Genomic DNA, 24071 nt, shown 5'->3' with positions numbered 1-24071 from the left:
CTCAAGGGTTTTCTATGACTTCAATCGCCAAGGCGTGCAAGCCTTGATCGATATATTCTTGCAATGCATCATACACAAGGCGATGACGCGAAACGCGGGATTTACCAGTAAAGATGTCACTTTGAATGCGTACGCGAAAGTGTGTACCAAAGCCGCTTTCATTCGCACCAACGTGGCCTGCGTGCGCCGCGCTTTCGTCTAAAACTTCGAGGAAAACGGGGTTTAAGCGCTCTTGTAATTTCTGCGTCAGCGCTTGTGAGGTGATGTTCACGCTGCGTCCTCGGGTTGCTCTTTGATGAAGCGACTCATGTAGACGCCTTGCGCCACCACAAACACCAGCATCAGGCCCAAACCGCCAAAGAGTTTGAAGCTCACCCAGGTGTCGGTGTCGTAGTTGTTGGCCACCCAAAGGTTGATACAGCCCATGACCGCAAAGAAGCAAGCCCAGCTGTGCAGCAATACACCCCATGCATGGGCAGGCAGTTCAACCTGTGCACTCATGAGTTGCTGAATGAAATTGCGCTTGAACACAAAGTGCCCCACCCACAAAGCGGTGCCCATGAGCCAGTACAACACGGTTGGCTTCCACTTGATGAAGGTTTCGTCTTGGGTGAGCAGCGTTGCCCCGCCAAACACCACGATGACGCCCAAGCTGACCCATTGCATGGGTTCCACAAAACCGTTCTTTCGCCAGAGGTAGCCAATTTGCAGCAGCGTGGCAGCAATGGCTACGGCCGTGGCGGCCATGATGCCCCACGTTTTGAACGTGATGAAAAACAGGATGATGGGAAAGAAGTCGAGCAGTAATTTCATAAACGTGTTTATTTGTTAGGTACGAAGTCTAACGAAGCCGAGTTCATGCAGTACCGCAGGCCGGTGGGAGCAGGACCATCGTTGAACACATGGCCTAAGTGTGCACCGCATTGGCTGCACACCGTTTCCACACGCAGCATGCCGTGCGTGGTGTCGCTGTGCTCTGCAATGGCCTCTTCGCTGGCCGCTGTGTGAAAGCTGGGCCAGCCGCAACCCGCATCGAACTTGGTGGACGCGTCGAACAGTTTGGCTTCGCAACAGATGCAGTGGTAGCTGCCTTTCTCCCAATGGTCTTCGTATTTGCCTGTGAAAGGGCGCTCAGTGGCGGCTTTGCGCGTGACTTCATAGGCCACAGGCTCAGCGTTTTTAGCGGCCAGCAGGGCGCGCCATTCTTGTTCGGTTTTTTGGATGGTCATGAGGAGCAGCTGATTTCGATGGATGAGGCCCATTCTGGCGCAAGGCCAGCCCAAGCTTCGTAAGTGGGATGTTCGTCAAAGGGGGCGTGCAGCACTTGCCACAGGTCTTGCACCATGGCGAAGTTGCCGGTCTTGGCTTGGCGAATGGCTAGCTCGCCTAAGTGGTTGCGCAAGATGTATTTGGGGTTGGTGCGCAGCATGGCGTCGCCTGTGGATTGACGGTTGGCTGGGCCAAGGCGGTCTAGGTAACGAATGCACCATGCATCAAACACCTCGCGATGCATGAACAGATCTCGCACAGGCTCGAACGCTTGCGCGCTTTGCGCTGATTCGCGCACGGCCACACTCAAGCGTCGCCAAAACACGGTGTAGTCCACGTGGTCTTTCTGCAGGGCTTGCAGCAGGGCTTCTGCCAAAGCGCGGTCTCCTTCGTGCGCACCGGTTAGGCCCAGTTTGTCGCGCATGCGCTGGTCCATCGCTTCGGGAAAGGATTGCTTGTAGCTCTCCAGCGCAGCCAAGGCGGGAGCTTGCTCTTCAATCAAGGGCATCAAAGCTTGGCCTAGGCAAAATAAATTCCAGTAGGCAATTTGCGGTTGACGCGCATAGGCGTAGCGGCCTTGGTGGTCGGAGTGGTTGCAAATGTGGTTGGCGTCAAATCCATCCAAATATTGGAAGGGGCCATAGTCCAGTGTGAGGCCGATCACGCTCATGTTGTCGGTGTTCATCACGCCGTGGCAAAAGCCAACGGCTTGCCACTGAGCCATTAATGCTGCGGTCAGTTGCGTGACTTCGTGCAGCAAGGCCACATAGCGATCAGCGCCTTGTTTTTCTTGTAACTCGGGAAAATGTGCGGTCACCACATGGTCGGCCAAGGCACGCAGCTCTTCGATTTGGCCGTTGGATGCGAAATGCTCAAAGTGGCCAAAGCGCACAAAGCTCGGGGCCACGCGAGTCACCACAGCGGCTGTTTCGATCTCTTCACGTCGCACATGGGCTGGTGAGCCAGTCACGCACAAAGCCCGCGTGGTGGGAATGCCCAAACCATGCATGGCCTCGCTGGCCAAAAACTCGCGGATGCTCGACCTCAACACCGCACGGCCATCTCCTCGGCGAGAGTAGGGTGTCGGGCCAGCGCCTTTGAGCTGAAACTCTTGCAAGCCCTCGGGTGTGTGAATCGCGCCAAGGTTCAAGGCGCGGCCGTCTCCCAGCTGACCCGCCCACTGGCCAAACTGATGGCCGCTGTAGACGCTGGCGTAGATGGGTTGATTGGCTGTGAGTCGGTTGCCACTGAACAGTTCTAGAGCCTCTTGCTGCTCCCACAAGTCGGTGGGTAAGCCCAGCGCACCTCGCAAGGCATCGTTGCATCCCACCCAATGGGCTGCTGGCAAGGGTGTGGGTTCGGTTGGCGTTGCAAACGCTTCGCCTAGAGAAGCAAAACCCTTTTCAGAGGAATTGAGCCAAGCCAAGTCAGCAGTTGGAAGGTCGGGGCGATGAAACATGGCCTGCATTGTCTCGGGTTATCCATAGGCTGGTTTTTTGTGGGTTTACTGAAAACGTCACAAAGAGTTGGCACAATAGATAAAAAAGCACGATCGTGCGAAAAAGTAAAACCAAAGGAGACCGACATGCTTGGCTTGATGCAAGACCAACCCCTGCTGATTTCAAGTTTGATTGATTTTGCAGACAAACACCACGGCGATGGTGAGGTGGTGTCACGCCGCGTCGAAGGCGATATTCACCGCTACACCTGGTCAGACGTCGCTCGTCGTTCGCGTCAAGTCGCCCATGCACTGGATGGCATGAAGATCGGTTTCAGCGACCGGGTAGCCACCATCGCTTGGAACGGCTACCGCCACCTTGAGCTGTACTTTGGTGTCAGCGGCTCGGGCCGCGTGCTCCACACCATCAACCCGCGTTTGCACCCCGAGCAAATTGCTTGGATCGTCAACCATGCCGAAGACCAAGTGCTGTGCTTTGACATGACGTTTTTGCCCATCATCCAAGCGGTGCACAGCAAGTGCCCCATAGTCAAGCAGTGGGTAGCCATGTGCGATGCCGACAAACTGCCTACTGACACGGGCATTCCTAATCTCGTCAGCTACGAAGCTTGGATTGGCAGCCAAAGCATCTCATATCAATGGCCGGTGTTTGACGAAAACACGGCGTCGAGCATGTGCTACACCAGCGGTACCACAGGCAACCCAAAAGCCGCGCTGTACAGCCACCGTTCCACCACCTTACATGCCTATGCTGCTGCGTTACCAGATGTGATGTGCATCTCGGCGCGCGATGCCATCCTGCCTGTTGTACCGATGTTCCACGTCAATGCTTGGGGTATCCCTTACAGCGCGGCGCTCACAGGTGCCAAGCTGGTGTTCCCAGGCCCCGGCATGGACGGCAAGTCGGTGTACGAGATGATCGAGAACGAAGGCGTCACCTACGCCGCAGGTGTGCCCACCGTGTGGCAAATGTTGTTGACCTACATGAAGCCCAACGGCTTGAAGTTTTCTACTTTGAAGCGCACTGTCATTGGCGGTTCGGCTTGTCCGCCGGCCATGATTGACGCCTTCCGAGACGACTATGGTGTGGAGGTGTTGCACGCTTGGGGCATGACCGAACTCAGCCCCTTGGGCACGTTGTGCACCTTGAAGAACAAACACCTCAAGCTGCCCAAAGAAGAGCAAATGAAATTGCTGATGAAGCAAGGTCGTGCCATTTATGGCGTGGACATGAAGATCGTGAACGATGCGGGCGGCGAGCAACCGCACGATGGCAAATCCTATGGTGACTTGCTGGTGCGTGGCCCATGGGTGGTGTCTAGCTATTACAAAGGCGAGGGCAGTCCGCTTGTGAAAGACAAAGACGGTCTGGACTGGTTCCCTACAGGTGACGTGGCCACGATTGACGCCGATGGTTTCATGCAAATCACCGACCGCAGCAAAGACGTCATCAAGTCGGGCGGTGAATGGATCAGCTCGATCGACATTGAGAACATCGCCGTGGCGCATCCCGCTGTGGCGATGGCGGCTTGCATTGGCGTGGCCCACCCCAAGTGGGACGAGCGGCCCATCGTGGCAGTGGTGAAGAAGCCCGACGCGCAAGTGAGCCGTGAAGAACTGCTGGCTTTCTACGAAGGCAAAACAGCCAAGTGGCAAATCCCAGACGATGTGGTGTTTGTGGATGCCATCCCAATTGGAGCCACCGGCAAGATGCTCAAAACCAAATTACGCGAGCAGCTCAAAGACTACAAGCTGCCCACCGTTTAACCCGATCAATTCGTTTAATGAAGGAAATGCAATGAGTGCAGACTACCAAATACACGGCGATGTTGCTGTGATCACTTTGAACAACCCACCAGTCAACGGCATGGGGCTTGAAACACGCCGCGCCGTTGTGGCAGGCATTGCGCAAGCGCAGGCTGATGCAGCGGTCAAAGCAGTGGTCATCACAGGCCACGGCAAAGCATTCTCAGGCGGCGCAGATGTGCGTGAGTTTGGTTCGCCCAAAGCCTTTCAAGAACCTAACTTGCTCAGCGTGATTTCTTGCGTGGAAAACTGCAGCAAGCCTGTAGTGGCTGCCATGCACACGGTGGTGATGGGCGGCGGCTTAGAGTTGGCACTGGGTTGCCACTACCGCGTGTGTGCACCAGGCACCAGCATCAGCATGCCTGAAGTCAAATTGGGCCTGATCCCCGGCGCAGGCGGCACCCAACGCTTGCCACGCGCCTTGGGTGTGGAACCTGCATTGAACATGATCGTGAGCGGTGAAGCGATCAAGAGCGACATGCTGAGCATGTTGCCCGGCCAAAAACTGTTTGACCAAATGGCCATGTCACCCAGGAGCTTGATGGATGAAGCCTTGGCCTACGCCCGTGAAGTGGCCGATGTTCGCCCACTGCCCAAAGTGCGTGACCTGCCTTGCAAGCACGCACAAGGTGACGCGTACTTCCAGTTCGCACGCAACATGGTCAAAGGCATGGCCAAAAACTACCCAGCGCCTCCTAAGGCGGTGGACGCCGTGGAGATGGCCACCAAGAAGAAATTTGACGAGGGCATGATGTACGAGCGCGAGCAGTTCATCAACCTCATGTGGACACCTGAGAGCCGCGCCTTGCGCCACTTGTTTGGCGCACAACGTGCCGCCAGCAAAATTGCCGACGTGCCCAGCGACACACCTGTGCGGGACATCAAATTGGTGGCTGTCATTGGTGCAGGCACCATGGGCGGCGGCATTGCCATGAATTTCTTGAACGCAGGCATTGCAGTCAAGATGATTGAAACCAAACAAGAAGCCTTGGACCGAGGCCTAGCCACGATCACCAAAAACTACGAAGACCGTGTCAAAAAAGGCAAACTCAAACAAGACAAGATGGCCGAGCGCATGGCGCTGCTCAGCACCACGCTGAGCTACGACGACATCAAAGATGCCGACCTCGTGATTGAAGCCGTGTTTGAAGACATGGGCGTGAAAGAAGCGGTGTTCAAACAACTCGATGCGGTGATGAACCAGGGCGCGATTTTGGCGTCCAACACCTCTACCTTGGACCTCAACACAATTGCTCACTTCACCAAGCGTCCACAAGACGTGGTGGGCATGCACTTCTTCAGCCCAGCCAACGTGATGAAACTGCTCGAAGTGGTGCGTGGCAAAGACACCGCCAAAGACGTGCTGGCCACGGCCATGGACGTGGCCAAGAAAATCAAGAAAATCGCTGTGCTGTCTGGCGTATGTGATGGCTTCATCGGTAACCGCATGATTGACCAGTATGGTCGCCAAGCCGGCTTCCTGCTGGATGAGGGATGTACTCCTGATCAAGTGGATCGTGCTGCTGAAAAGTTCGGCTGGGCCATGGGCCCGTTCCGCATGGGCGACTTGGCAGGCAACGACATTGGCTGGGCCATTCGCAAACGCCAATACGCAGAAAACCCCACACGTCGCTACAGCAAAACCGCAGACCTCTTGTGCGAACAAGGCCGCTTCGGCCAAAAGACCGGCGCTGGTTGGTACGACTACAAACCAGGTAAACGCGACGCGATCCCCAACAAAGACGTGGAGGCCATGATTGCCAAACACCGCGAATCGCTGGGTATCAAGCCACGCAAGATCAGTGATGAAGAAATCGTGCAACGCCTCAACTTTGCCTTGGTGAACGAAGCCGCCTACCTCTTGGAAGAAGGCATTGCCAGCAAGGCCAGCGACATCGACATGGTCTACATCAGCGGTTATGGCTTCCCCATCTACCGTGGTGGCCCCATGAACTATGCCGACGAGTTGGGCCTGTTCAACGTGGTGCAAGCCATGCAACGCTTTGCCACCAACCCGCACGATGACGCCGAGTTTTGGAAGCCAGCACCTTTGCTCGCCAAGCTCGCCGCCGAAGGCAAAACCTTCAACTGAACACAGAATTAAGGAAATCTTATGACCAACGCTGTCATCGTCTCTACCGCCCGCACACCGCTTGCCAAAAGCTGGAAGGGCTCTTTCAACATGACCCACGGCGCGACCTTGGGTGGTCACGTCGTCAAACACGCCATTGCACGCGCCGGCATAGAAGCCGCCGAGGTGGACGACGTCATCATGGGCTGCGCCTTGCCCGAAGGCGCAACCGGCACCAACATTGCCCGCCAAATCGCACTCATGGCCGATTGCCCTGTGTCGGTGTCGGGCATGACCATCAACCGTTTTTGCTCGTCTGGCTTGCAAACCATTGCCACTGCCGCCCAACGCATCATTGCGGGCGAGGGCGATGTGTATGTGGCCGGTGGCGTGGAAAGCATCTCGTGTGTGCAACAAGAGATGAACCAACATATGCTGATCGACTTGGCATTGCAAAAGAAAAAGCCAGAGATGTATTGGAACATGTTGCAAACCGCTGAACATGTGGCCAAAAAATACAACATTGGCCGCGAAGCCATGGACGAATATGGTGCGCGCAGCCAACAACGGGCCTTTGCTGCTCAGGCGGCAGGGTTGTTTGACGCAGAGATCGCAGCCATCACTGTCAAAGCCGGTATTGCCGACAAAGTGATGGGTTTGATGACGAAGCAAGTCACGGTCAGCAAAGACGAGGGCATTCGCGAAGGCTCCACTGTGGAAGCTTTGGCCAACCTCAAGTCAGCCATGCCTGGTGGTTTGATTTCCGCCGGTAACGCCAGCCAGTTCTCAGACGGCGCAGGTGCTTGCGTGGTGATGAGCGAAGAGCACGCCAGCAAACGCGGCTTGAAGCCCTTGGGCCGTTTCCTCGGCTTTGCCGTGGCCGGCTGCGAGCCTGAAGAAATGGGCATTGGTCCCGTGTACGCCATCCCCAAAGTACTCAACCGCTTAGGCCTGAGCGTGGGCGACATTGACCTGTGGGAACTCAACGAAGCCTTTGCAGTGCAAGTGCTTTACTGCCGCGACAAACTGGGTATTCCAGATGACCGCCTCAACGTCAACGGCGGCGCAATCGCAGTGGGTCACCCCTACGGCGTGAGCGGCCAGCGCTTAGTAGGCCATGCCCTGATCGAAGGCAAACGCCGCGGCGCCAAACGCGTTTGCGTGACCATGTGCATTGGCGGCGGCATGGGTGCAGCTGGTATCTTTGAAGTTCTGTAATTACGCAAGGAGAACAGCATGCAAGAAAGTTTTGGCGCCTACATTCCCTTTGTGGACCATTTGGGTTTTGAGATGGTGTTCTTTGACGATGGTCTTTCCGAACTGCGCTACAGACCAGAACCCGAACACCTCAATTCATTCAACGTGACGCATGGCGGCGCGGTGATGACGCTCTTGGACGTCACTCTCGCCACAGCCGCACGCAGCGTGGACAAAGGCATGGGCGCTGTCACCATCGAGATGAAGACATCTTTCATGCAGCCGGCACGTGGCACCTTGACCGCCAAGGGGCGATTGATTCACCGCACGCGTAACATGGCCTTCACCGAAGGCACGGTGTTCGACGAGGCGGGCAACGCGTGCGCCCACGCAACAGGCACTTTCAAATACGCCAGCCGAGACGCAGCACCTACCGAGCTGCACGAAATTTCAACCGACTAAGCGGCCTCAGGCGCTTCACTTTTAAGGACGACCATGTCAGGCATCATTCTTCATCACTACCCCATGTCGCCCTTTGCAGAGAAGGTTCGCCTCATCTTGGGCTACAAAAAGCTCAACTGGCAAAGCGTCACGATCCCGATGTACATGCCCAAGCCCGACGTGGTGGCCTTGACAGGCGGGCATCGCCGCACGCCTTTCATGCAAATCGGAGCAGATGTTTATTGCGACTCCAGCTTGATTTGCGATGTGCTCGAACAAATCGCGCCTACACCCACGCTGTATCCAGAAACTGTGAAGGGTGCAGCACGCATTGTGTCGAACTGGGTCGACAGCACGGTCTTTCCTATTGCGATGGCCTATAACTTTCAGCCAGCGGGCGCTGCTCATGTGTTGGCATCGTGGTCACCCGAGGATGTGAAAGTGTTTGTGCAGGATCGCACCACCATGCGTAATGGTGCGCCACGCATGTTGGCGGCTGATGCCATCGGCATGTACAAAAGCTATTTGCGCCGCCTCTCACACATGCTGGAGCACAACACCTTCTTGCTGGGTGACGCGCCTTCGGTGGCCGACTTCTCGGCCTATCACCCCACGTGGTACACCCTGCGCCAAGTGCCTAACTTGGCCGGTATCTTTGATGCCACACCCAATGTGCGCGATTGGTTGCTGCGCATGGAAAAGTTTGGCCACGGCACGCACACCGATTTGTCGTCTACGCAAGCGATTCAAATTGCGCACGACAGCCAACCCATCGACATGACACACGAGCCGTTCATCGACCATCATGGCATCGCCTTGGGCAGCCAAGTGGTGATCACTGCAGAATCTTTCGGTCTAGAGCCCACCGCAGGCGAACTGGTGGCCGCCACCCGCACGCGATACACCATTCGCCGCCACGATGAACGTGCGGGCACGGTGCAAGTGCATTTCCCGAGGGTCGGGTTTATTTTGAAATCGGCCAGTTAAAGCGCCGAGTTAACTGACAACTACCCACCACAAAGCGCCTATTCAGGCGCTTTGTTTGTTTTGGGCGAGTACGTTTTGCGGCTAGGGCAAAATTGCCCGCTTTAGCGAATTCGACTGACTGAAAACATGCAAAAAATTACCCGCCAGCTGGCGGACGAAATCAAGATCTCCGAAGCCCAAGTGCGCTCTGCCGTTGAGCTGCTCGACGGTGGCGCGACCGTGCCATTTATTGCCCGTTACCGCAAAGAAGTCACAGGCGGCTTGGACGACATTCAGCTGCGCGAACTCGAAGCGCGCCTGAGCTACCTGCGCGAGCTAGAAGACCGCCGCGCTGCCGTGATCAAGAGCATTCAAGAACAAGGCAAGCTCACGCCTGAGTTGCTCGCCGCCATCGAAGCTGCGCCCACCAAGCAAGAGCTGGAAGACATTTACTTGCCTTTCAAGCCCAAGCGCCGCACCAAGGGCATGATTGCCAAAGAAGCGGGCTTGGAGCCACTGGCCGACAAGCTGTTTGCCGACCCCACGCTCAACCCCAATGTGGAAGCCGAAGCGTTCATCTTGCCCGCGGGCAAGATTGAAGGGGCCGATTTCAGCACCGTGGCCGCTGTGCTGGATGGTGTGCGCGACCTGTTGAGCGAACACTGGGCTGAAGACGCCGCGCTCATTCAAAGCTTGCGCGAATGGCTGTGGGCCGAAGGCTTGTTCCGCAGCAAGCTCGCTGCAGGCAAAGACGAAAACAACCCCGACGTGGCGAAGTTTCGCGACTACTTTGATTACGACGAGCCCATTGGCCGCGTGCCATCGCACCGCGCCTTGGCCGTGTTCCGTGGTCGTGCGTTGGAAATGCTCGACGCTAAATTGGTTCTTCCCGTAGAGCCTGAGCCGGGTAAGCCGAGCTTGGCCGAAGGCAAGATTGCTTTGCACCTCGGCTGGAGCCATTCCAGCAGGGCAGGGGACGACCTGATTCGCAAATGCGTGGCGTGGACTTGGCGCGTGAAGCTCAGCCTATCCACCGAGCGCGACTTGTTCACCCGTCTGCGTGAAGAGGCCGAGAAGGTGGCCATCAAAGTGTTTGCCGACAACTTGCGCGATTTGTTGCTTGCAGCACCGGCTGGCCCACGCGTGGTGATGGGCCTAGACCCAGGCATTCGCACCGGTGTGAAAGTGGCTGTGGTTGATGCCACAGGCAAGCTGGTGGAAACGTCGACCGTCTACCCACACGAGCCCCGTAAAGACTGGGACGGCTCGCTTTACACCTTGGCCAAGCTGGCCGAGAAACATGGCGTGAACCTGATTGCCATCGGCAACGGCACAGCCAGCCGCGAGACCGACAAACTGGCAGGTGAACTCATCAAACTCATGGCCAAGCATGACGCAAGCAAGGTCATCGACAAAGTGGTGGTCAGCGAAGCCGGAGCGTCGGTCTACAGCGCCAGTGAATACGCCAGCAACGAAATGCCAGATGTAGACGTGAGCCTGCGTGGCGCAGCCAGCATTGCGCGCCGCTTGCAAGACCCCTTGGCTGAGTTGGTGAAGATTGACCCCAAGTCCATCGGCGTGGGCCAGTACCAACACGATGTGAACCAAAGCGAACTCGCGCGCACCCTTGAAGCAGTGGTGGAAGACTGCGTGAACAAAGTGGGTGTGGACCTGAATACGGCCAGCGTGCCGTTGCTCACCCGCGTGTCGGGCCTGAGCACCACGACCGCAAAAGCTGTGGTGCGTTGGCGCGAATCCAATGGCGCGTTTGCCAACCGCCAGCAGTTGCTCAAAGTCACAGGCCTAGGTGCGAAAACGTTTGAGCAAAGCGCAGGCTTCTTGCGCATCCGCGATGGCGATAACCCGCTGGACATGACAGCGGTTCACCCCGAAACCTACCCAGTGGTCGAGCGCATCATGGCGCAAACGGGCAAACCCGTGGCCGAGCTGATGGGCCGCGCAGACATGCTCAAAACATTGCGCCCTGAGCTGTTTGCAAACGACACCGTTGGGGTGATCACCGTCAAAGACATTTTGAGCGAACTCGAAAAACCAGGCCGCGATCCACGCCCCGACTTCAAAGTGGCCAAACTACAAGACGGCGTGGAGGACATCAAAGACTTGAAGGTCGACATGGTGCTCGAAGGCACGGTCAGCAATGTGGCTGCCTTCGGCGCGTTTGTCGATTTGGGCGTGCATCAAGACGGCTTGATTCACGTGAGTCAACTCAGCAACAAGTTCATCACTGACGCTCGCGAAGTGGTGAAGACCGGCGACATCATCAAGGTGAAAGTGCTGGAAGTGGACGTGGCCCGCAAGCGCATCAGCCTGACCATGAAGATGGACGGTGCACCTGCCAAGCGCGATGGTCCACGCGACAACCGTTTTGAACACGCTGGCCGTGATAACCGTCCTCGTGGTGGAGCAGGTGGTGGTGGCAGCTACAGCAGTGGCTACACCGCACCGCCACAAGCGGCTGCAGGTTCGGCCATGGCAAGTGCCTTTGCCAAGCTGCAAGGTTTGAAGAAGTAAGCCCGAGGCCACGCGTTGAAAGCCCTACACATCTACGCTGGCCCCAAAGCCATGGCCCACATCGAGGCCAATGGCTTGAAGCCCGAACACATTGGCGTAATTCCCGCTGCGGCGGGTGGGCCCAAGGGTTTGATCCTCGGGCCACTGGACCGCTTTTTATTCGGCGAGTGGTTGTCGCAAAGCACACAACCCATCGACCTCGTTGGTGCATCCATTGGCGCGTGGCGTATGACCACGGCGTGTTTGGACAACCCCGTTCTCGGGTTTGAACGCTTGTCGCATGACTACATCCACCAAGAGTACAAAGTACCCGAAGGCCAAAAGCGCCCCAGCGCCAAACAGGTGAGCGACGAGTTCAGCCAAACCCTGCAAGCGTTTTATGGCGGCCATGTCAGCGAAGTGCTCAACAACCCTCGCTATCGCTTACATGTGGTGACCTCGCGTGGCAAACACATCCTGCATCATGAGCACCCGCTTCTAACCCCCTTGGGCTACGCAGGTGCGTATCTGAGCAATGCAGTGCAGCGCAAAGCCATGGGCGCGTGGCTAGAGCGCGTGGTTTTTTCCAGCCGAGGCGAGCTGCCGTTTGCTGCGGATGACTTTGCCACCCAACACATGGCCTTGAACGAGCGCAACTTCATGGCCGCGTTGCAAGCCAGTTGCTCCATCCCATTTGTGCTGCAAGCCGTCCACGACATTCCTGATGCACCAACGGGCGCGTATTGGGACGGCGGCATCACCGACTACCACTTGCACCTCAACTACAAGGGGCTGGTGCTGTATCCACACTTTCAACAAGCGGTGGTTCCTGGCTGGCTAGACAAAGCCCTGAAGTGGCGGCACAAAGCCACACCGTTTCTAGACAACACCATCGTCTTGGCCCCTAACCCCGAGTGGGTCAAAACCTTGCCCAACGGAAAGTTGCCAGACCGCAGCGACTTTGTGACCTATGCCTCTGACTTTGAGGGGCGGGTGAAGGTCTGGAATGAGGCGGTGGGTGCAAGTGAGCAGTTAGCGCAGGAGTTTCAAGACTGCCTTGCTAATTCATCTTTATTTGGACGAATTAGGATTCTTTAGTTGTAATTATTTATAATTAAAATATTTGGATTCCTATGCCAAGTAAAGCAAGAGCTGCATTAGATAAAAATTTAAAAGACGTAAAAGCACTTTTGGACCTACATCAAGAAAAGGGGGGCAATGCACCCGGTAGGCGCTATGGATTAGAAGTGCTTACCAAATCAGCAATCGTGCTAACTACATCATATTGGGAGGCATACTGTGAAGAGATAGCGGAGGAAGGACTAGAGTTGATAGTGAACCACGCGAGCTCTTCAGAAAAACTGCCAAAAGAGATTAAAAAGTTAATCGCTAAAGAACTCAAATCCAAAGCTGATGAATTAGCCATTTGGGATATTGCTGACGAAAAATGGAGAAGTGTCTTAAAAGATAGGTTGATGCAACTACAAGCAAATAGAAACAGAAAGTTAAATACACCCAAATATAAAAATATTGATGAGCTCTTTGAGTCTGCTATTGGTTTATCAAATGTTTCAGAAAAATGGAACTGGGCTAAGAAACTCCCACCTCAAAAAGCAAGAGAAAAACTCGATAGATTTGTTGAAATTAGAGGTGAAATTGCTCATCGAGGGAGAGCTAAAAGTACAGTAACGAAAGAGCTAGCCGTTGACTATCTAGACTTTATTAAGCGTGCGGCAGGGAAAACTGGAGGTGCAGTTAACCAACACGTTTTAGCAATTACAGGTCATGCACTTTTTGAAGTAAAAATACCTTGAACGAATCCATCGACTACCTGCACGAAGTCTTTGATGCATTCGGCCCGATACGCGCCCGCCGTATGTTTGGCGGCTGGGGCATTTATCACGATGGCTTGATGTTTGGCCTTTATGCCCAAGGGCGTTTGTATTTGAAAACCGATGCGCGCAACGTGGCGCAATTTGAAGCTGCTGGCTCTGAGCCTTTTACCTATATGCAGCGCGACAAGGCTGTAAAACTGTCTTATTGGTCAGCGCCTGAGGCGCTTCTAGATGATCGTGAGGAAGCACGCTTTTGGGGCCGCACATCCTTTGAGGCTGCACTTCGCGCACAAGCTGCCAAAAACAAGCCCAAGCGCTGATCGCTACTTTTTTCTTGTCGAGACGGGGGAGGGTGCCGCTCAAAATATAGAATAAATTGGTATTACTTTTAATTCCAAATGAAATCGTTTTCAGTTCTATCTATCTTGATGCTCACCCTGTCAATGACCGCCTGCCAACGTAGCGCCACCAGCGAATCGGCCTCGCCCACTGCAGGCCAAGAGCGTGATGCACATGGCTGCATTCCCACCGCGGGTTATCTGTGGTCACCCGCACGCGGTGCTTGTGTGAAGGTGTTTGAGGCGGGCATTGCGTTTGACCCAACGCCTTACAACCCAGACCAAACGCTTCATGCTTTTGTGCTGACGGCCCCCGCCAACAGCAACAAAGTCAAAGCTGCCGAGTTGTACTGGCCCGGAGAAGCTGAGCCTTGGCCTCTAGATGTGGTGCACACGCCTGAAGGTGACATTCGCCCCTTGGTGCTGGCATCGCAGCCTCGCAAAGTGAAAATTTATCGCACCAGTGAAGACGCTTACTTGCTAGAACGCGATGGCAAGGTGCTTTACACGTTTGGCCCTAAAGAGGGCAGCGTACTGAACTCCATCACTTGGAAGAAATGAGCTAACAGCGGCCATCACATGGCCGCTTGCAGCATCTCACGATACTCTTGCGCTGTGGCCAAACGCGGGTTAGTTTTGTGGCAGTGGTCGGCCATTGCGCCTTCGATGATTTTGTCAAACCAAGACGTTTCCACGCCCATCTCGGCCAAGCCTTTGGGCAAACTTAAACGGGCATTCATCGCGGTGATGGCTTGGGCAATGGCTTCGGACGCATCACGCGCTTGGTGTATTTCGCCTAGACCCATCGCGTAAGCCATGCGCTGCATACGGCGTTCTTTTTGAACTGACTCAGCTTCGGCGTTGAAGCGCACAACAGCGGGCAAGAACATCGCGTTCAACGTGCCGTGGTGCAAACGTGGATTTACGCCGCCCAAGCTGTGACTGAGCGAATGCACGCAGCCCAAACCTTTTTGAAACGCCATAGCGCCTTGCATCGAGGCGCTCATCATGTTGAGGCGTGCTTCGCGGTCTTGGCCATCGTTGGTTGCGCGTTCGATGTGGGCCCAGCCGCGTGTGAGGCCGTCTAGCGCAATGCCGTCAGCTGGTGGGTTGAACGGCGCGGCCATGAAGGTTTCCATGCAGTGGGCGATGGCGTCCATGCCGGTGGCCGCAGTCAGGGCGGGGGGCAAACCGAGGGTGAGTTCGGGATCGAGCAAGGCCGCCTTGGGCACCAAGTGCCACGAGTGAAAACCGAGCTTGCGCCCATCGTCCACGATCACGATGGCTCCACGCGCCACCTCGCTGCCTGTACCTGCCGTGGTGGGCACTGCAATGATGGGCGACACAGCAGGTGTGATCTTGAGTGAACCGCCTTCAATGGTGGCATAAGTTTTGAGAGGGCCTTCATGGGTAGCGGCAATGGCCACGCCTTTGGCGCAGTCCATGGAAGAGCCACCACCCACGGCAATCAGGCCATCGCAGTGGTGCGCGTGATAGAAAGCCACAGCGGCTCGCACCGCGGCCTCGGTTGGGTTAGATGGTGTTTGATCAAACACCGCCACCTCTATGCCTTGCAAAGCGTCTAGTGCCTTTTGCAAAATGCCCACAGCTTTGACACCTTGGTCGGTCACGATGAGTGGGCGTTTGATGTTGGCCTTTTCGCACTCGGCCCCAAGGGTCGCGAGCACGCCAAAGTCAATCTGAATATTGGTGAGGTAGAGAATTTGAGCCATGGCACACTATAAAAGCCGAATCCAAAAAAGCAAACCCAGATGAGTCACTCACGTAACCCGCAAAGCCTGCTCACCCCCGCCATGCGCAATGTGCTTCATGCCATTGCCAAAGCAGGTCGCCCGCCGATGGCGTTGCTGACGCCCGAGCAAGCCAAACAAGCCTTCGCGCTCGGTGCAGGCGTGCTTGAAATCAATGCACACAAAATGGCGCGTGACGACACGCTGCACATTCCCACCCGCGATGGAGCCACCATACGCGCCAAACTTTGGGCAGAACACGCCAAGCCCAACTTACCCGTGCTGCTGTACTTTCATGGCGGTGGCTTTACGGTAGGTAGCCCCGAAACCCATGAGGCGCTATGCAAACACTTGGCCCATTTGGCGCACTGTGCCGTGGTGTCGCTGGACTACAGACTCGCACCTGAATACACATTTCCCACTGCACACAACGATGCGATTGATGCATTGCAATGGCTCGAAGCCAATGCAACCAGCCTAGGGTTAGACACCACACGCATAGCCATTGGTGGCGACAGTGCAGGCGGCACATTGACTGCATCGACCGCGATTGCAGCGCGTGATGCAGGCATTGACCTGAAGCTGCAACTCATGTTCTACCCAGGATGTTCGCCTGAGTACTTGGCGTCAGCGGATACCTTCGAAAAAGGCTTTTTGTTAGAGAAAGCCAGCATCGAATACTTTTACGGCCACTACATACCCAATCTAGCAGACCGCGAAAACCCACGCTTTTCGCCTATGTTGGCCGATGTATCGGGCGTTGCGCCTGCATGGCTAGGCTTGGCTGAGTGCGACCCCATCGTGGATGAAGGCATCGCCTATGCAGACCATCTGCGTTTGAGCGGCGTGCCAGTGGACTTAGAAATTTACAAGGGCGTGGTGCACAGCTTCATTCAAATGGGCCGCGTCATTCCTGAGGCGTTAACAGCGCACATAGACGCTGCGCGTGCATTGCGTCATGCGTTTGAAGTGTGAGTTGAAGTCAATGACTTACATCGAAATTGGCGAATGGGCTTTGATGCAAAACGCGGCACAAGCCGTGCGCACAAATGTGTTTGTTCATGAGCAAGGCATCGCACCCGAGGATGAGTGGGACGCGGATGATGTAACAGCTTTGCATGCGGTGCTGTTCGATTTGAACGGCCAAGCACTCGGAAATGCGCGCTTGCTTCAACCCACCACAAATGTGGCGAAGGTTGGGCGCATGGCGGTCATCAAAGATTCACGAGGCAACGGTTATGGGGCAAGGTTGTTACAAGCATTGATTCGCTGCGCCCGACAAAGTGGTCACAAAGAAGTACGCTTGAGTGCGCAACGCACAGCTGAAGGCTTCTACGTATACCGCATGTGGAAATGAACTTGATCTTAGTCAAAACCTAAACCAACAAAGCCTTTTACGATTACTCAATAAATAGGTGCCAATGTTTACAACTTTAAAAGTCATCACTCTTGCTTTTTTTCTGATCCTACTCAGTGCATGCGGAAGTGGAAGCAGTAGCAATTCGGACGAAGACTTCACCGTAACAGCCACTGGGCGTTAAGTTAAAAAGGCCTTACGCATGCTCAAAATTTTGTCTGCTATTTTTTTACTTGCCTTAACTCAAGCTGCACACGCACAATCCAGCTGCAATATCGTCAATGATGAAATCACTGACACAAACGCTAACTGCATGGCAGAGCCTAAAGAGCTGTACCTCACGATTTATAAGCTTGGATTGTGTGCATCCCCGCCCGCAGCTCCAACCTCGAACACGGCGATTGATTTTTTTCAGTGTTCCATTATTTTTGAAAGCAGCTCGGGGGCTCGGGTAAAAATAGTCAAAGGAGTCCCTACCAAACTCGACGGTGTGGTTAAACGCCCACCCAATGGAACTTATGGATATTCATTTGCAGTTCTTTCACCGTATTCAGAAATTAAAACGATTTTGAAATTTGATCAAGATCGACAAAATTACCCAGCAGTTGGCCAAACTGCGACAAACGGTAGGGTTTGCTGGTCACGAGCAGGGCGTTTTTATTCAAATCGCATAGGACACATCAGTGATTTAGTTGATTGCGGATCAAGCGTAGGCTCAAGTTACGGATTCACTACACAAGTGTCTAATGCCCTGGGTGCTGATGGCGCAGGAAACGGAGACGTGAGCCGAGATTTTGGTGTACTGACAGGGTACCTTGTTAAATCAAATTACAAGTTGGCGACCTCTAATCCGAACGACATTGGCGAGATCGATAAGTCAATATCAGTCATACCGATGACAACGCCACTAACGGTGACGAGATCGACAAAAGGCATGGACATTTCTGCTTCAATCAGCACGGGTGTGATGATCGAAATGAACAGTTTGGGCACGACTATTGAGTCTTTCGGTCAAGGTCAATTGCTGCCCATCTTCACTCTGTACTAGTTGATAAAAATTAAGAATTGATTTTTATGTCCGTGCGAAAATGATCGCAGCCAAAACTTAAAAATATCGATCTATGAAAAATTTCAATCGCCTGCTACCCATAGCTTTGACCATAGCAACCACATTGACCTTCAGCACAAATGCGATTTCAGGTGACATAAATAATTTCAGCGCAATCAACCAAACAGAATTCCTATCGTTGAGCAAAGACTTGGCTGCAACAACCAACACCAAGGCCATCGAACCCGCTGCGCCCTTAGGCATCACTGGCTTTGATGTCAGTGCTTCTGCATCACTCACCAACACACAAGCGGGTGCTGCTTGGAGCAAAGTGTCGGGCAGCAATATGGACCACCTGACTCAAACCAAACTCTCACTCAGCAAAGGCTTGTCTGGCGGCTGGGATGTGGGCGGCTTTGTTTCCAAAGTGTCCTCAACCAATGTTTCAGCGACTGGCATGCACGTCAAATATGCATTACTAGAAGGCAATGCCATCACACCAGCCATCGCCGTACGCGCCAGCCACAGCCGCATGGGTGGTGTGTCGGGTATGGAGTTGAACAACACAGGTCTAGATGTGTTGATCTCTAAAGGCTTTGTAGGTTTCACACCTTATGCGGGTGTGGGCACGGTTTATTCAAATGCCAAAGCCACTGGCAAGAACGACGAGAGCTTCACACAAAGCAAATCATTTGTGGGCGTGAGCTGGAACATCGTGTTGCTCAACCTCTCTGCAGAGTACGACCGTACAGGCAAAAACTCGTCTGTGGGCATCAAAGCGGGTGTTCGCTTCTAAGCCATACAACCATCAAATGTCGTCGCGCAGCGCATAAGGCAGCGGCAGAAGGCTCAACACTGGGCCATCTGCCGAACCTAAATGCAAACTGCTGTTCTCAGTCGCGCTGAGTTGCAACTCAAGCACCGCCACATGGCTAGCATCATCGTTCGCAGCCTGCGCCACAAGGCCGCAAGGCTGGGTGGCGTCTAAGCTTGAAAACACTTCTTGACCAGCAGCCATTGCCACAGCGCTTTGCGCAATAAACGCACGGCGCTTTAACGTGCCACGGAACTGGCTGCGGGCCACTACTTCTTGGCCTGGATAGCAGCCTTTTTTGAAGTTCACACCATCAACCGATTCGTAGTTCAGCATCTGTGGCACAAAGGCTTCGAAGGTGGCGAGTTCAACCCACGCAATACCGCTCATCACTTCACCCACTTGCCACAAGTCTGCGCTGAGGTTCGGAGCTGTGGGGGCAGCGACGTCTTTGGGCGCAAGCCAAAAAGCACGGGGTTGGGTTAGGGCAGGGTAGAGGGTCAACACATCGGCAATACCAACTGAATGGCATTGCCATGCATCTGCGGATGCTCCGTTCAATGCAGCAAGCGCGGCATCACCCGCCAAACCCAACAACTGATATTCATCAGTGGCATCGCTCAGCTTGGCTTTGGCGCGCAATACAAACATCGACATTCGTTTGACAGTCTGAGCAATCAAGTCTTTACGACAAATTAGCAGCACTTCTTCCGGAGAACGCTTGTAAACCACAAAGCTCGCTTGCATGCGGCCTTTGGCGTTGCAAAAAGCGGCCAAACGCGATTGACCTTCTTTCATCAACAACACATCGTTGGTGAGTTGGTTGTGCAAAAAGCTGGCTGCGTCTGAACCTGCTGCTCGGATGATGCCTAGGTGGGGTAGGGGTGCGATGCCGTTCAGAGGCGCGGAGACTGAAAAAGTGTTCAATGACATAGCTGAATTATCATGCCCCTTGGATTAACGTGATTGGACATAGGGTTGTGATGCGGCTCATCAAGCGAATCTTTTGGACGGTGTTAACTCTGACCCTCTTGTTGTCAGGGGTATCGGGTTGGTGGGTGTTGACCCCCATGCCACTGCGAACTCCCACGATAGACATATCCATCGAGCCACAAACCCCTGTGCGAGGCATTGCGCAAGCAGTAGCAGATGCAGGCGTTGATGCACCACCTCTGGTTTTATATACGTTCTTCAGAGCCAGCGGCCAATCGCGCAAGTTGCGCGCGGGCAGCTATGAACTGAGCGAAGGCAATACGCCGCTTGATTTGCTGCGCAAACTCACCCGTGGTGAAGAAAGCCTCAAAGCCATCAGCCTGATTGACGGCTGGACGTTTCGCCAATTCCGCACCGCACTGGCCAAAGCCGAAGGCCTCAAGCACGATGCCACTGAGCTGAGCGATGACGAACTCATGAGCAGGCTGGGCATGCCAGGCGTGTCCCCCGAAGGTCGGTTTTTCCCCGACACCTACACTTACGGCAAAGGCACATCCGAGCTGCATGTAATGCAACGCGCAGCTAATGCGATGACAAAGCAACTGGCCGCCGCTTGGGGCCAACGCCAGCCGGACATTCAAATTAAAACCCTCGACGAGGCCTTGATCTTGGCCAGCATCGTTGAAAAAGAAACAGGCCGAGAAAGCGACCGCACCACCATCAGCCGCGTGTTTCACAACCGCTTAGGGCTGGGCATGCCTCTGCAAACCGACCCAACCGTTATTTACGGCATGTTTGACAGCTTCGATGGCAACCTGCGCCGCGCTGATCTGCGTACCGACCATCCATGGAACACCTACACACGCAAAGGCTTGCCTCCGACGCCAATTTCGATGCCTGGGCGCAACGCCCTCAAGGCCGCCGTGCAACCTGCGCCGAGCAATGCGTTGTACTTTGTAGCCAAAGGCGATGGCACGAGCCACTTCAGCGCCACGCTGGAAGAACATAACTCAGCTGTCAATCGTTACCAGCGCAAAGCCTCAGGGCAGTAATGCTGAACAGGCAAAATAGCGGGCTATGACAAAAACAGGTCTGTTCATCAGTTTTGAGGGCATCGACGGTGCGGGCAAGTCCACGCACATCGATGGCTTGGCCGCTGCTTTCAAAGCGCAGGGCCGCCAAGTGACGCTCACCCGCGAGCCCGGCGGCACGCCACTGGCAGAAAAACTGCGCGAGATGGTGCTGCACGACGCGATGGATTCGCTGACCGAAGCTCTGCTGATATTCGCCGCCCGCCGCGACCACCTACACAATGTGATTGAGCCTGCTTTAGCGCGCGGCGATGTGGTGCTTTGTGACCGCTTCACCGACGCGACCTTTGCCTACCAAGGCAGCGGTCGTGGTTTTGATTTGGGCGTGTTGCAACAATTAGAAGCTTGGGTTCAAGGCACACCAAACGGTTTGCGCCAACCCGATGTGACCGTGTGGTTTGAACTCGATCCCGCCATCGCCGCTGTGCGCCTAGCCGGTGCACGTGTGCCAGACCGCTTCGAGGCGCAACCTGTGGAGTTCTTCCAAAAGGTCTCAGACGGCTATGCGGCTCGCGCCCAAGCCGATGCAAAACGCTTCGTGCGCCTAGATGCCGCCCAAACCCGTGAAGCCGTGTGGCAGCAACTGCACCTCAACTTTGTGCAGCGCGGTTGGTTGAGCTCGAATTGAGATCTAGCGCGGCATGACCGAAACCACCACACACGCGAGGCCCGTCTTGAGCCCATGGCTGCAAGGCCAACTCACCACCTTGCTAGAGCGACGCGGCCACGCATGGCTGCTGCAAGGCCCATCGGGCTTGGGCCAATACACCTTGGGCCTAGAACTAGCCCGCGCATGGTTGTGCGAAGCGCCTACGAAGCAGGGCGCTTGTTACCAATGCCGCAGCTGCCACGCGGTGGATGTTCGCACCCATGCAGACCTGCGCACACTCATGCCCGAAGCTTTGGCGCTTGAACTCAGTTGGCCCTTGGACGAGAAGACTCAAAAAGAGCTAGACGACAAAAAGCGTAAACCCAGCAAAGAGATCCGCGTCGAAGCCGCTCGCGACATGGTGGCGTTTAGCCAGCAGACCCGCTCAGGCGGATCGACCAAAGTGGTGTTTGTATATCCCGCCGAGCGCATGAACCATGTGACGGCCAACACCATCCTTAAAACCCTTGAAGAGCCGCCAGGCGAATGCCGCTTTGTGCTGGCCAGCGAAGCCGCGCACCAGCTGCTGCCCACCATCCGCAGCCGTTGCCAAACCCACACCATGGTTTGGCCTACTGAAGCTGAGGCTTTGAGCTGGCTACAAACCCAAGGAGTACCAGCGGCAGACGCAGCTGTGTTGCTACGCGCAGCCGGTGGTCGCCCCGAAGACGCGCTCGACCTGGCCAATACTGGACTAAAAGCAGCGCACTGGGCTGCATTGCCCAAAGCTGTGTTGCGCGGAGATGTGGGCGCAGTGTCAGACGCCACGCCATCGCAAGCCATCGCCATGCTGCAAAAGCTTTGTCACGACCTGCTGGCTCTGCGCAGCGGGGCTGAACCACGCTTTTTTATGGCTGCAGATTTACCCGCAGCAGGCACTGTGAGCTCGCTCACCCAATGGTCCAAAGACTTGATGGATGGCGCTCGGACCTCCGAACACCCTTACAACGCAGGCTTGATGTTTGAAGCCTTGGTGGCGCGTGCGCAAACCGCTTTGCGCGCCAAAGACTAAATAAATCTATGTTCACCGATTCCCACTGTCACCTGAACTTTCCAGAGCTGGTTGAAAACATTCACACCATCCGCGACGACATGGCCAAGGCCCAAGTCACGCGCGCCTTGGTCATCAGCACCACGCTGGAACGCTTTCCTGAAGTGCACGGATTAGCGACCCAATTCGACAATTTTTGGGCCACCGTGGGCGTACACCCCGATAACGAAGGCGTGCAAGAACCCACGCTTGACGACCTGCTTAGTCGGGCCAAACTGCCCAAAGTCGTGGGAATTGGCGAAACTGGCCTTGACTATTACCGCTTGGGCGAGCGCACCGTGGCCGACATGGAATGGCAGCGCAACCGCTTTCGCATCCACATCCAAGCGGCGCAGCAAACCCAGTTGCCTTTGGTCATCCATACCCGCAGTTCGTCGGCCGACACCGTAGCGATTTTGAAAGAGCAGGGCGAAGACGGATCAGCAGGCAGTGCAGGGGGCGTGTTTCATTGCTTCACAGAAACAGCTGACGTGGCGCGTGCGGGCTTGGACCTCGGCCTGTACATCTCTTTCTCCGGGATTTTGACCTTCAAAAATGCCCAAGACTTGCGTGACGTGGCGCAATTTGTGCCGATGGACCGGATTTTGATTGAGACTGACAGCCCGTATTTGGCTCCGTCACCTCACCGTGGCAAGACCAACAATCCGTCTTATGTGCCGTTTGTGGCAATGCAGATTGCCGAGATCAAAGGTATGTCTGTCGAAGAGGTTGCAGAAGCTACGAGTCGCAACTTTGACCAACTTTTTAATGGCGTTTTGAAATGAGAAAATACTTTAAGTATTTTTTATATCTATATGTTTTTATTGGATATTCCTTATCCAATGCCGGATCATATGATGACTTTATTACCGCTGTTACGTTTGATAAACCTCAAACTATCGAACGCTTGTTAGCGCGCGGTTTTGATCCAAATACCCCTAATGAAAAAGGTATTCCAGGGCTAATTGTTGCGCTGCAATCAGAGTCACCTAAATCGGCACTTGTTTTGGCAAAGCATACTCAAACGCAAGTTAACGTGCAAAATCTAGCTGGTGAAACACCGTTGATGCTAGCGGCAATTACAAATCATTTGGAGCTTGCAAAGCTTCTTATTGAACGTGGTGCAGATGTCAATAAGCCTGGTTGGACGCCACTTCATTACGCATCGACGCGAGGCCATCGCGAAATGATGCGACTGCTTTTGGATAACGAAGCGTATATTGACAGTGAAGCAGAGGATGGAACGACGCCATTGATGATGGCTGCTTATGGAGCGCCTGCGCTTGCTGTGAAGTTGCTCCTAGAAGAAGGTGCAGACCCAACACTTGTGAATAGCAGTAACTTTAGTGCGTTGGATTTGGCTTTGCGTGGTGACAGACAGCAAAGTGCTTTTTACATTCGAGTCTTTACAGAGGCATGGTTTATACAAAACCCTATCAAAGAGTAGAAGCAGCGATCAGCCAATCGCTAAATAACGCTGTTTTCTTTAGATTGAAAAACTTTAC

General features: G+C 54.6%; 25 protein-coding genes. 19 read left to right on the top strand and 6 right to left on the bottom strand.

From position 1 onward, the window contains the following. Position 1: 1 nt before the first annotated feature. Genes B9Z35_RS05770 through B9Z35_RS05755 form a run of 4 tightly spaced genes read right to left on the bottom strand, consistent with a single transcriptional unit; the run spans position 2 to position 2737 of the window. Entirely contained in the window at positions 2–271 is a 270-nt protein-coding gene (locus B9Z35_RS05770) for a BolA family transcriptional regulator (protein ID WP_108282657.1), read from the bottom strand. Beyond that, positions 268–813, bottom strand: a complete 546-nt coding sequence (locus tag B9Z35_RS05765; protein WP_108282656.1) for a septation protein A — start codon at positions 811–813, stop codon at positions 268–270. Before B9Z35_RS05765 ends, B9Z35_RS05770 begins: the two co-directional genes overlap by 4 nt. 8 nt (positions 814–821) lie before the next feature. Beyond that, positions 822–1229 (bottom strand): peptide-methionine (R)-S-oxide reductase MsrB, encoded by a 408-nt coding sequence (gene msrB / locus B9Z35_RS05760; protein WP_233246477.1) that lies wholly within the window; start codon positions 1227–1229, stop codon positions 822–824. Beyond that, positions 1226–2737, bottom strand: coding sequence for a YdiU family protein (locus B9Z35_RS05755; protein WP_370444113.1), 1512 nt, complete (start codon positions 2735–2737; stop codon positions 1226–1228). Before B9Z35_RS05755 ends, msrB begins: the two co-directional genes overlap by 4 nt. A 117-nt stretch (positions 2738–2854) precedes the next feature. Here B9Z35_RS05755 and B9Z35_RS05750 point away from each other — a divergent pair, with 117 nt between their 5' ends. The 10 genes from B9Z35_RS05750 to B9Z35_RS05705 all read left to right on the top strand — a co-directional run bounded on the left by B9Z35_RS05750 (position 2855) and on the right by B9Z35_RS05705 (position 14454). After that, on the top strand, positions 2855–4495 hold the full coding sequence (locus B9Z35_RS05750; RefSeq protein ID WP_108282654.1) for a 3-(methylthio)propionyl-CoA ligase: 1641 nt from the start codon (positions 2855–2857) through the stop codon (positions 4493–4495). A 31-nt stretch (positions 4496–4526) separates the two neighbouring features. Further along, positions 4527–6626, top strand: a complete 2100-nt coding sequence (locus B9Z35_RS05745) for a 3-hydroxyacyl-CoA dehydrogenase NAD-binding domain-containing protein (RefSeq protein WP_108282653.1) — start codon at positions 4527–4529, stop codon at positions 6624–6626. Between the two features lie 21 nt (positions 6627–6647). Beyond that, entirely contained in the window at positions 6648–7823 is a 1176-nt protein-coding gene (locus B9Z35_RS05740; RefSeq protein ID WP_108282652.1) for an acetyl-CoA C-acyltransferase, read from the top strand. A gap of 18 nt (positions 7824–7841) precedes the next feature. Further along, on the top strand, positions 7842–8264 hold the full coding sequence (locus tag B9Z35_RS05735) for a PaaI family thioesterase (RefSeq protein ID WP_108282651.1): 423 nt from the start codon (positions 7842–7844) through the stop codon (positions 8262–8264). Between the two features lie 33 nt (positions 8265–8297). Continuing rightward, a complete protein-coding gene (locus tag B9Z35_RS05730; protein WP_108282650.1) occupies positions 8298–9230 on the top strand; it encodes a glutathione S-transferase family protein in 933 nt (310 codons plus the stop codon). 126 nt (positions 9231–9356) lie between these two features. Continuing rightward, positions 9357–11741 carry a Tex family protein gene (locus B9Z35_RS05725; RefSeq protein WP_108282649.1) on the top strand — a complete coding sequence of 795 codons (2385 nt, stop codon included), beginning with the start codon at positions 9357–9359 and terminating at the stop codon, positions 11739–11741. 15 nt (positions 11742–11756) lie between these two features. Continuing rightward, positions 11757–12818: a phospholipase gene (locus tag B9Z35_RS05720; RefSeq protein ID WP_108282648.1), complete on the top strand. Its 1062-nt coding sequence runs from the start codon at positions 11757–11759 to the stop codon at positions 12816–12818. 35 nt (positions 12819–12853) lie between these two features. After that, on the top strand, positions 12854–13534 hold the full coding sequence (locus tag B9Z35_RS05715) for a HEPN domain-containing protein (RefSeq protein WP_108282647.1): 681 nt from the start codon (positions 12854–12856) through the stop codon (positions 13532–13534). Further along, positions 13531–13875, top strand: a complete 345-nt coding sequence (locus B9Z35_RS05710) for a TfoX/Sxy family protein (protein WP_108282646.1) — start codon at positions 13531–13533, stop codon at positions 13873–13875. Before B9Z35_RS05715 ends, B9Z35_RS05710 begins: the two co-directional genes overlap by 4 nt. A gap of 123 nt (positions 13876–13998) precedes the next feature. After that, positions 13999–14454, top strand: a complete 456-nt coding sequence (locus B9Z35_RS05705; protein WP_108282645.1) for a hypothetical protein — start codon at positions 13999–14001, stop codon at positions 14452–14454. A 14-nt stretch (positions 14455–14468) separates the two neighbouring features. Here B9Z35_RS05705 and B9Z35_RS05700 read toward each other — a convergent pair whose 3' ends face one another. Continuing rightward, positions 14469–15626 carry an iron-containing alcohol dehydrogenase gene (locus B9Z35_RS05700; RefSeq protein ID WP_108282644.1) on the bottom strand — a complete coding sequence of 386 codons (1158 nt, stop codon included), beginning with the start codon at positions 15624–15626 and terminating at the stop codon, positions 14469–14471. Between the two features lie 39 nt (positions 15627–15665). Between B9Z35_RS05700 and B9Z35_RS05695 the strand changes: the two genes are divergently transcribed. The 4 genes from B9Z35_RS05695 (at position 15666) to B9Z35_RS05685 (ending at position 18845) form a co-directional block, all read left to right on the top strand. Continuing rightward, on the top strand, positions 15666–16619 hold the full coding sequence (locus B9Z35_RS05695; RefSeq protein WP_108282643.1) for an alpha/beta hydrolase: 954 nt from the start codon (positions 15666–15668) through the stop codon (positions 16617–16619). A 10-nt stretch (positions 16620–16629) separates the two neighbouring features. Then, positions 16630–17001, top strand: a complete 372-nt coding sequence (locus tag B9Z35_RS05690) for a GNAT family N-acetyltransferase (RefSeq protein WP_158268118.1) — start codon at positions 16630–16632, stop codon at positions 16999–17001. Between the two features lie 202 nt (positions 17002–17203). Next, complete coding sequence (locus B9Z35_RS12885; protein ID WP_146178954.1) at positions 17204–18049, top strand: hypothetical protein; 846 nt, start codon at positions 17204–17206, stop codon at positions 18047–18049. A gap of 73 nt (positions 18050–18122) precedes the next feature. Then, positions 18123–18845 (top strand): hypothetical protein, encoded by a 723-nt coding sequence (locus B9Z35_RS05685; RefSeq protein WP_146178953.1) that lies wholly within the window; start codon positions 18123–18125, stop codon positions 18843–18845. 12 nt (positions 18846–18857) lie between these two features. Here B9Z35_RS05685 and B9Z35_RS05680 read toward each other — a convergent pair whose 3' ends face one another. Beyond that, complete coding sequence (locus tag B9Z35_RS05680) at positions 18858–19796, bottom strand: folate-binding protein YgfZ (RefSeq protein WP_108282640.1); 939 nt, start codon at positions 19794–19796, stop codon at positions 18858–18860. 50 nt (positions 19797–19846) lie between these two features. Here B9Z35_RS05680 and mltG point away from each other — a divergent pair, with 50 nt between their 5' ends. The 5 genes from mltG to B9Z35_RS05655 are packed head-to-tail and all read left to right on the top strand — an operon-like array spanning position 19847 to position 24013. Beyond that, positions 19847–20848 (top strand): endolytic transglycosylase MltG, encoded by a 1002-nt coding sequence (gene mltG, locus B9Z35_RS05675; protein ID WP_108282639.1) that lies wholly within the window; start codon positions 19847–19849, stop codon positions 20846–20848. 25 nt (positions 20849–20873) lie between these two features. Continuing rightward, positions 20874–21515: a dTMP kinase gene (gene tmk / locus B9Z35_RS05670; RefSeq protein ID WP_108282638.1), complete on the top strand. Its 642-nt coding sequence runs from the start codon at positions 20874–20876 to the stop codon at positions 21513–21515. A 13-nt stretch (positions 21516–21528) separates the two neighbouring features. Then, positions 21529–22548: a DNA polymerase III subunit delta' gene (locus B9Z35_RS05665; RefSeq protein WP_108282637.1), complete on the top strand. Its 1020-nt coding sequence runs from the start codon at positions 21529–21531 to the stop codon at positions 22546–22548. A gap of 8 nt (positions 22549–22556) precedes the next feature. Then, positions 22557–23351: a TatD family hydrolase gene (locus tag B9Z35_RS05660; RefSeq protein WP_108282636.1), complete on the top strand. Its 795-nt coding sequence runs from the start codon at positions 22557–22559 to the stop codon at positions 23349–23351. Continuing rightward, on the top strand, positions 23348–24013 hold the full coding sequence (locus tag B9Z35_RS05655; protein ID WP_108282635.1) for an ankyrin repeat domain-containing protein: 666 nt from the start codon (positions 23348–23350) through the stop codon (positions 24011–24013). Before B9Z35_RS05660 ends, B9Z35_RS05655 begins: the two co-directional genes overlap by 4 nt. Positions 24014–24071: the final 58 nt, after the last annotated feature.

The sequence above is a fragment of the Limnohabitans sp. Jir61 genome (assembly GCF_003063545.1).
Taxonomy (GTDB): Bacteria; Pseudomonadota; Gammaproteobacteria; order Burkholderiales; family Burkholderiaceae_C; genus Limnohabitans.
This window is presented reverse-complemented; position numbering and strand designations above follow the sequence as displayed.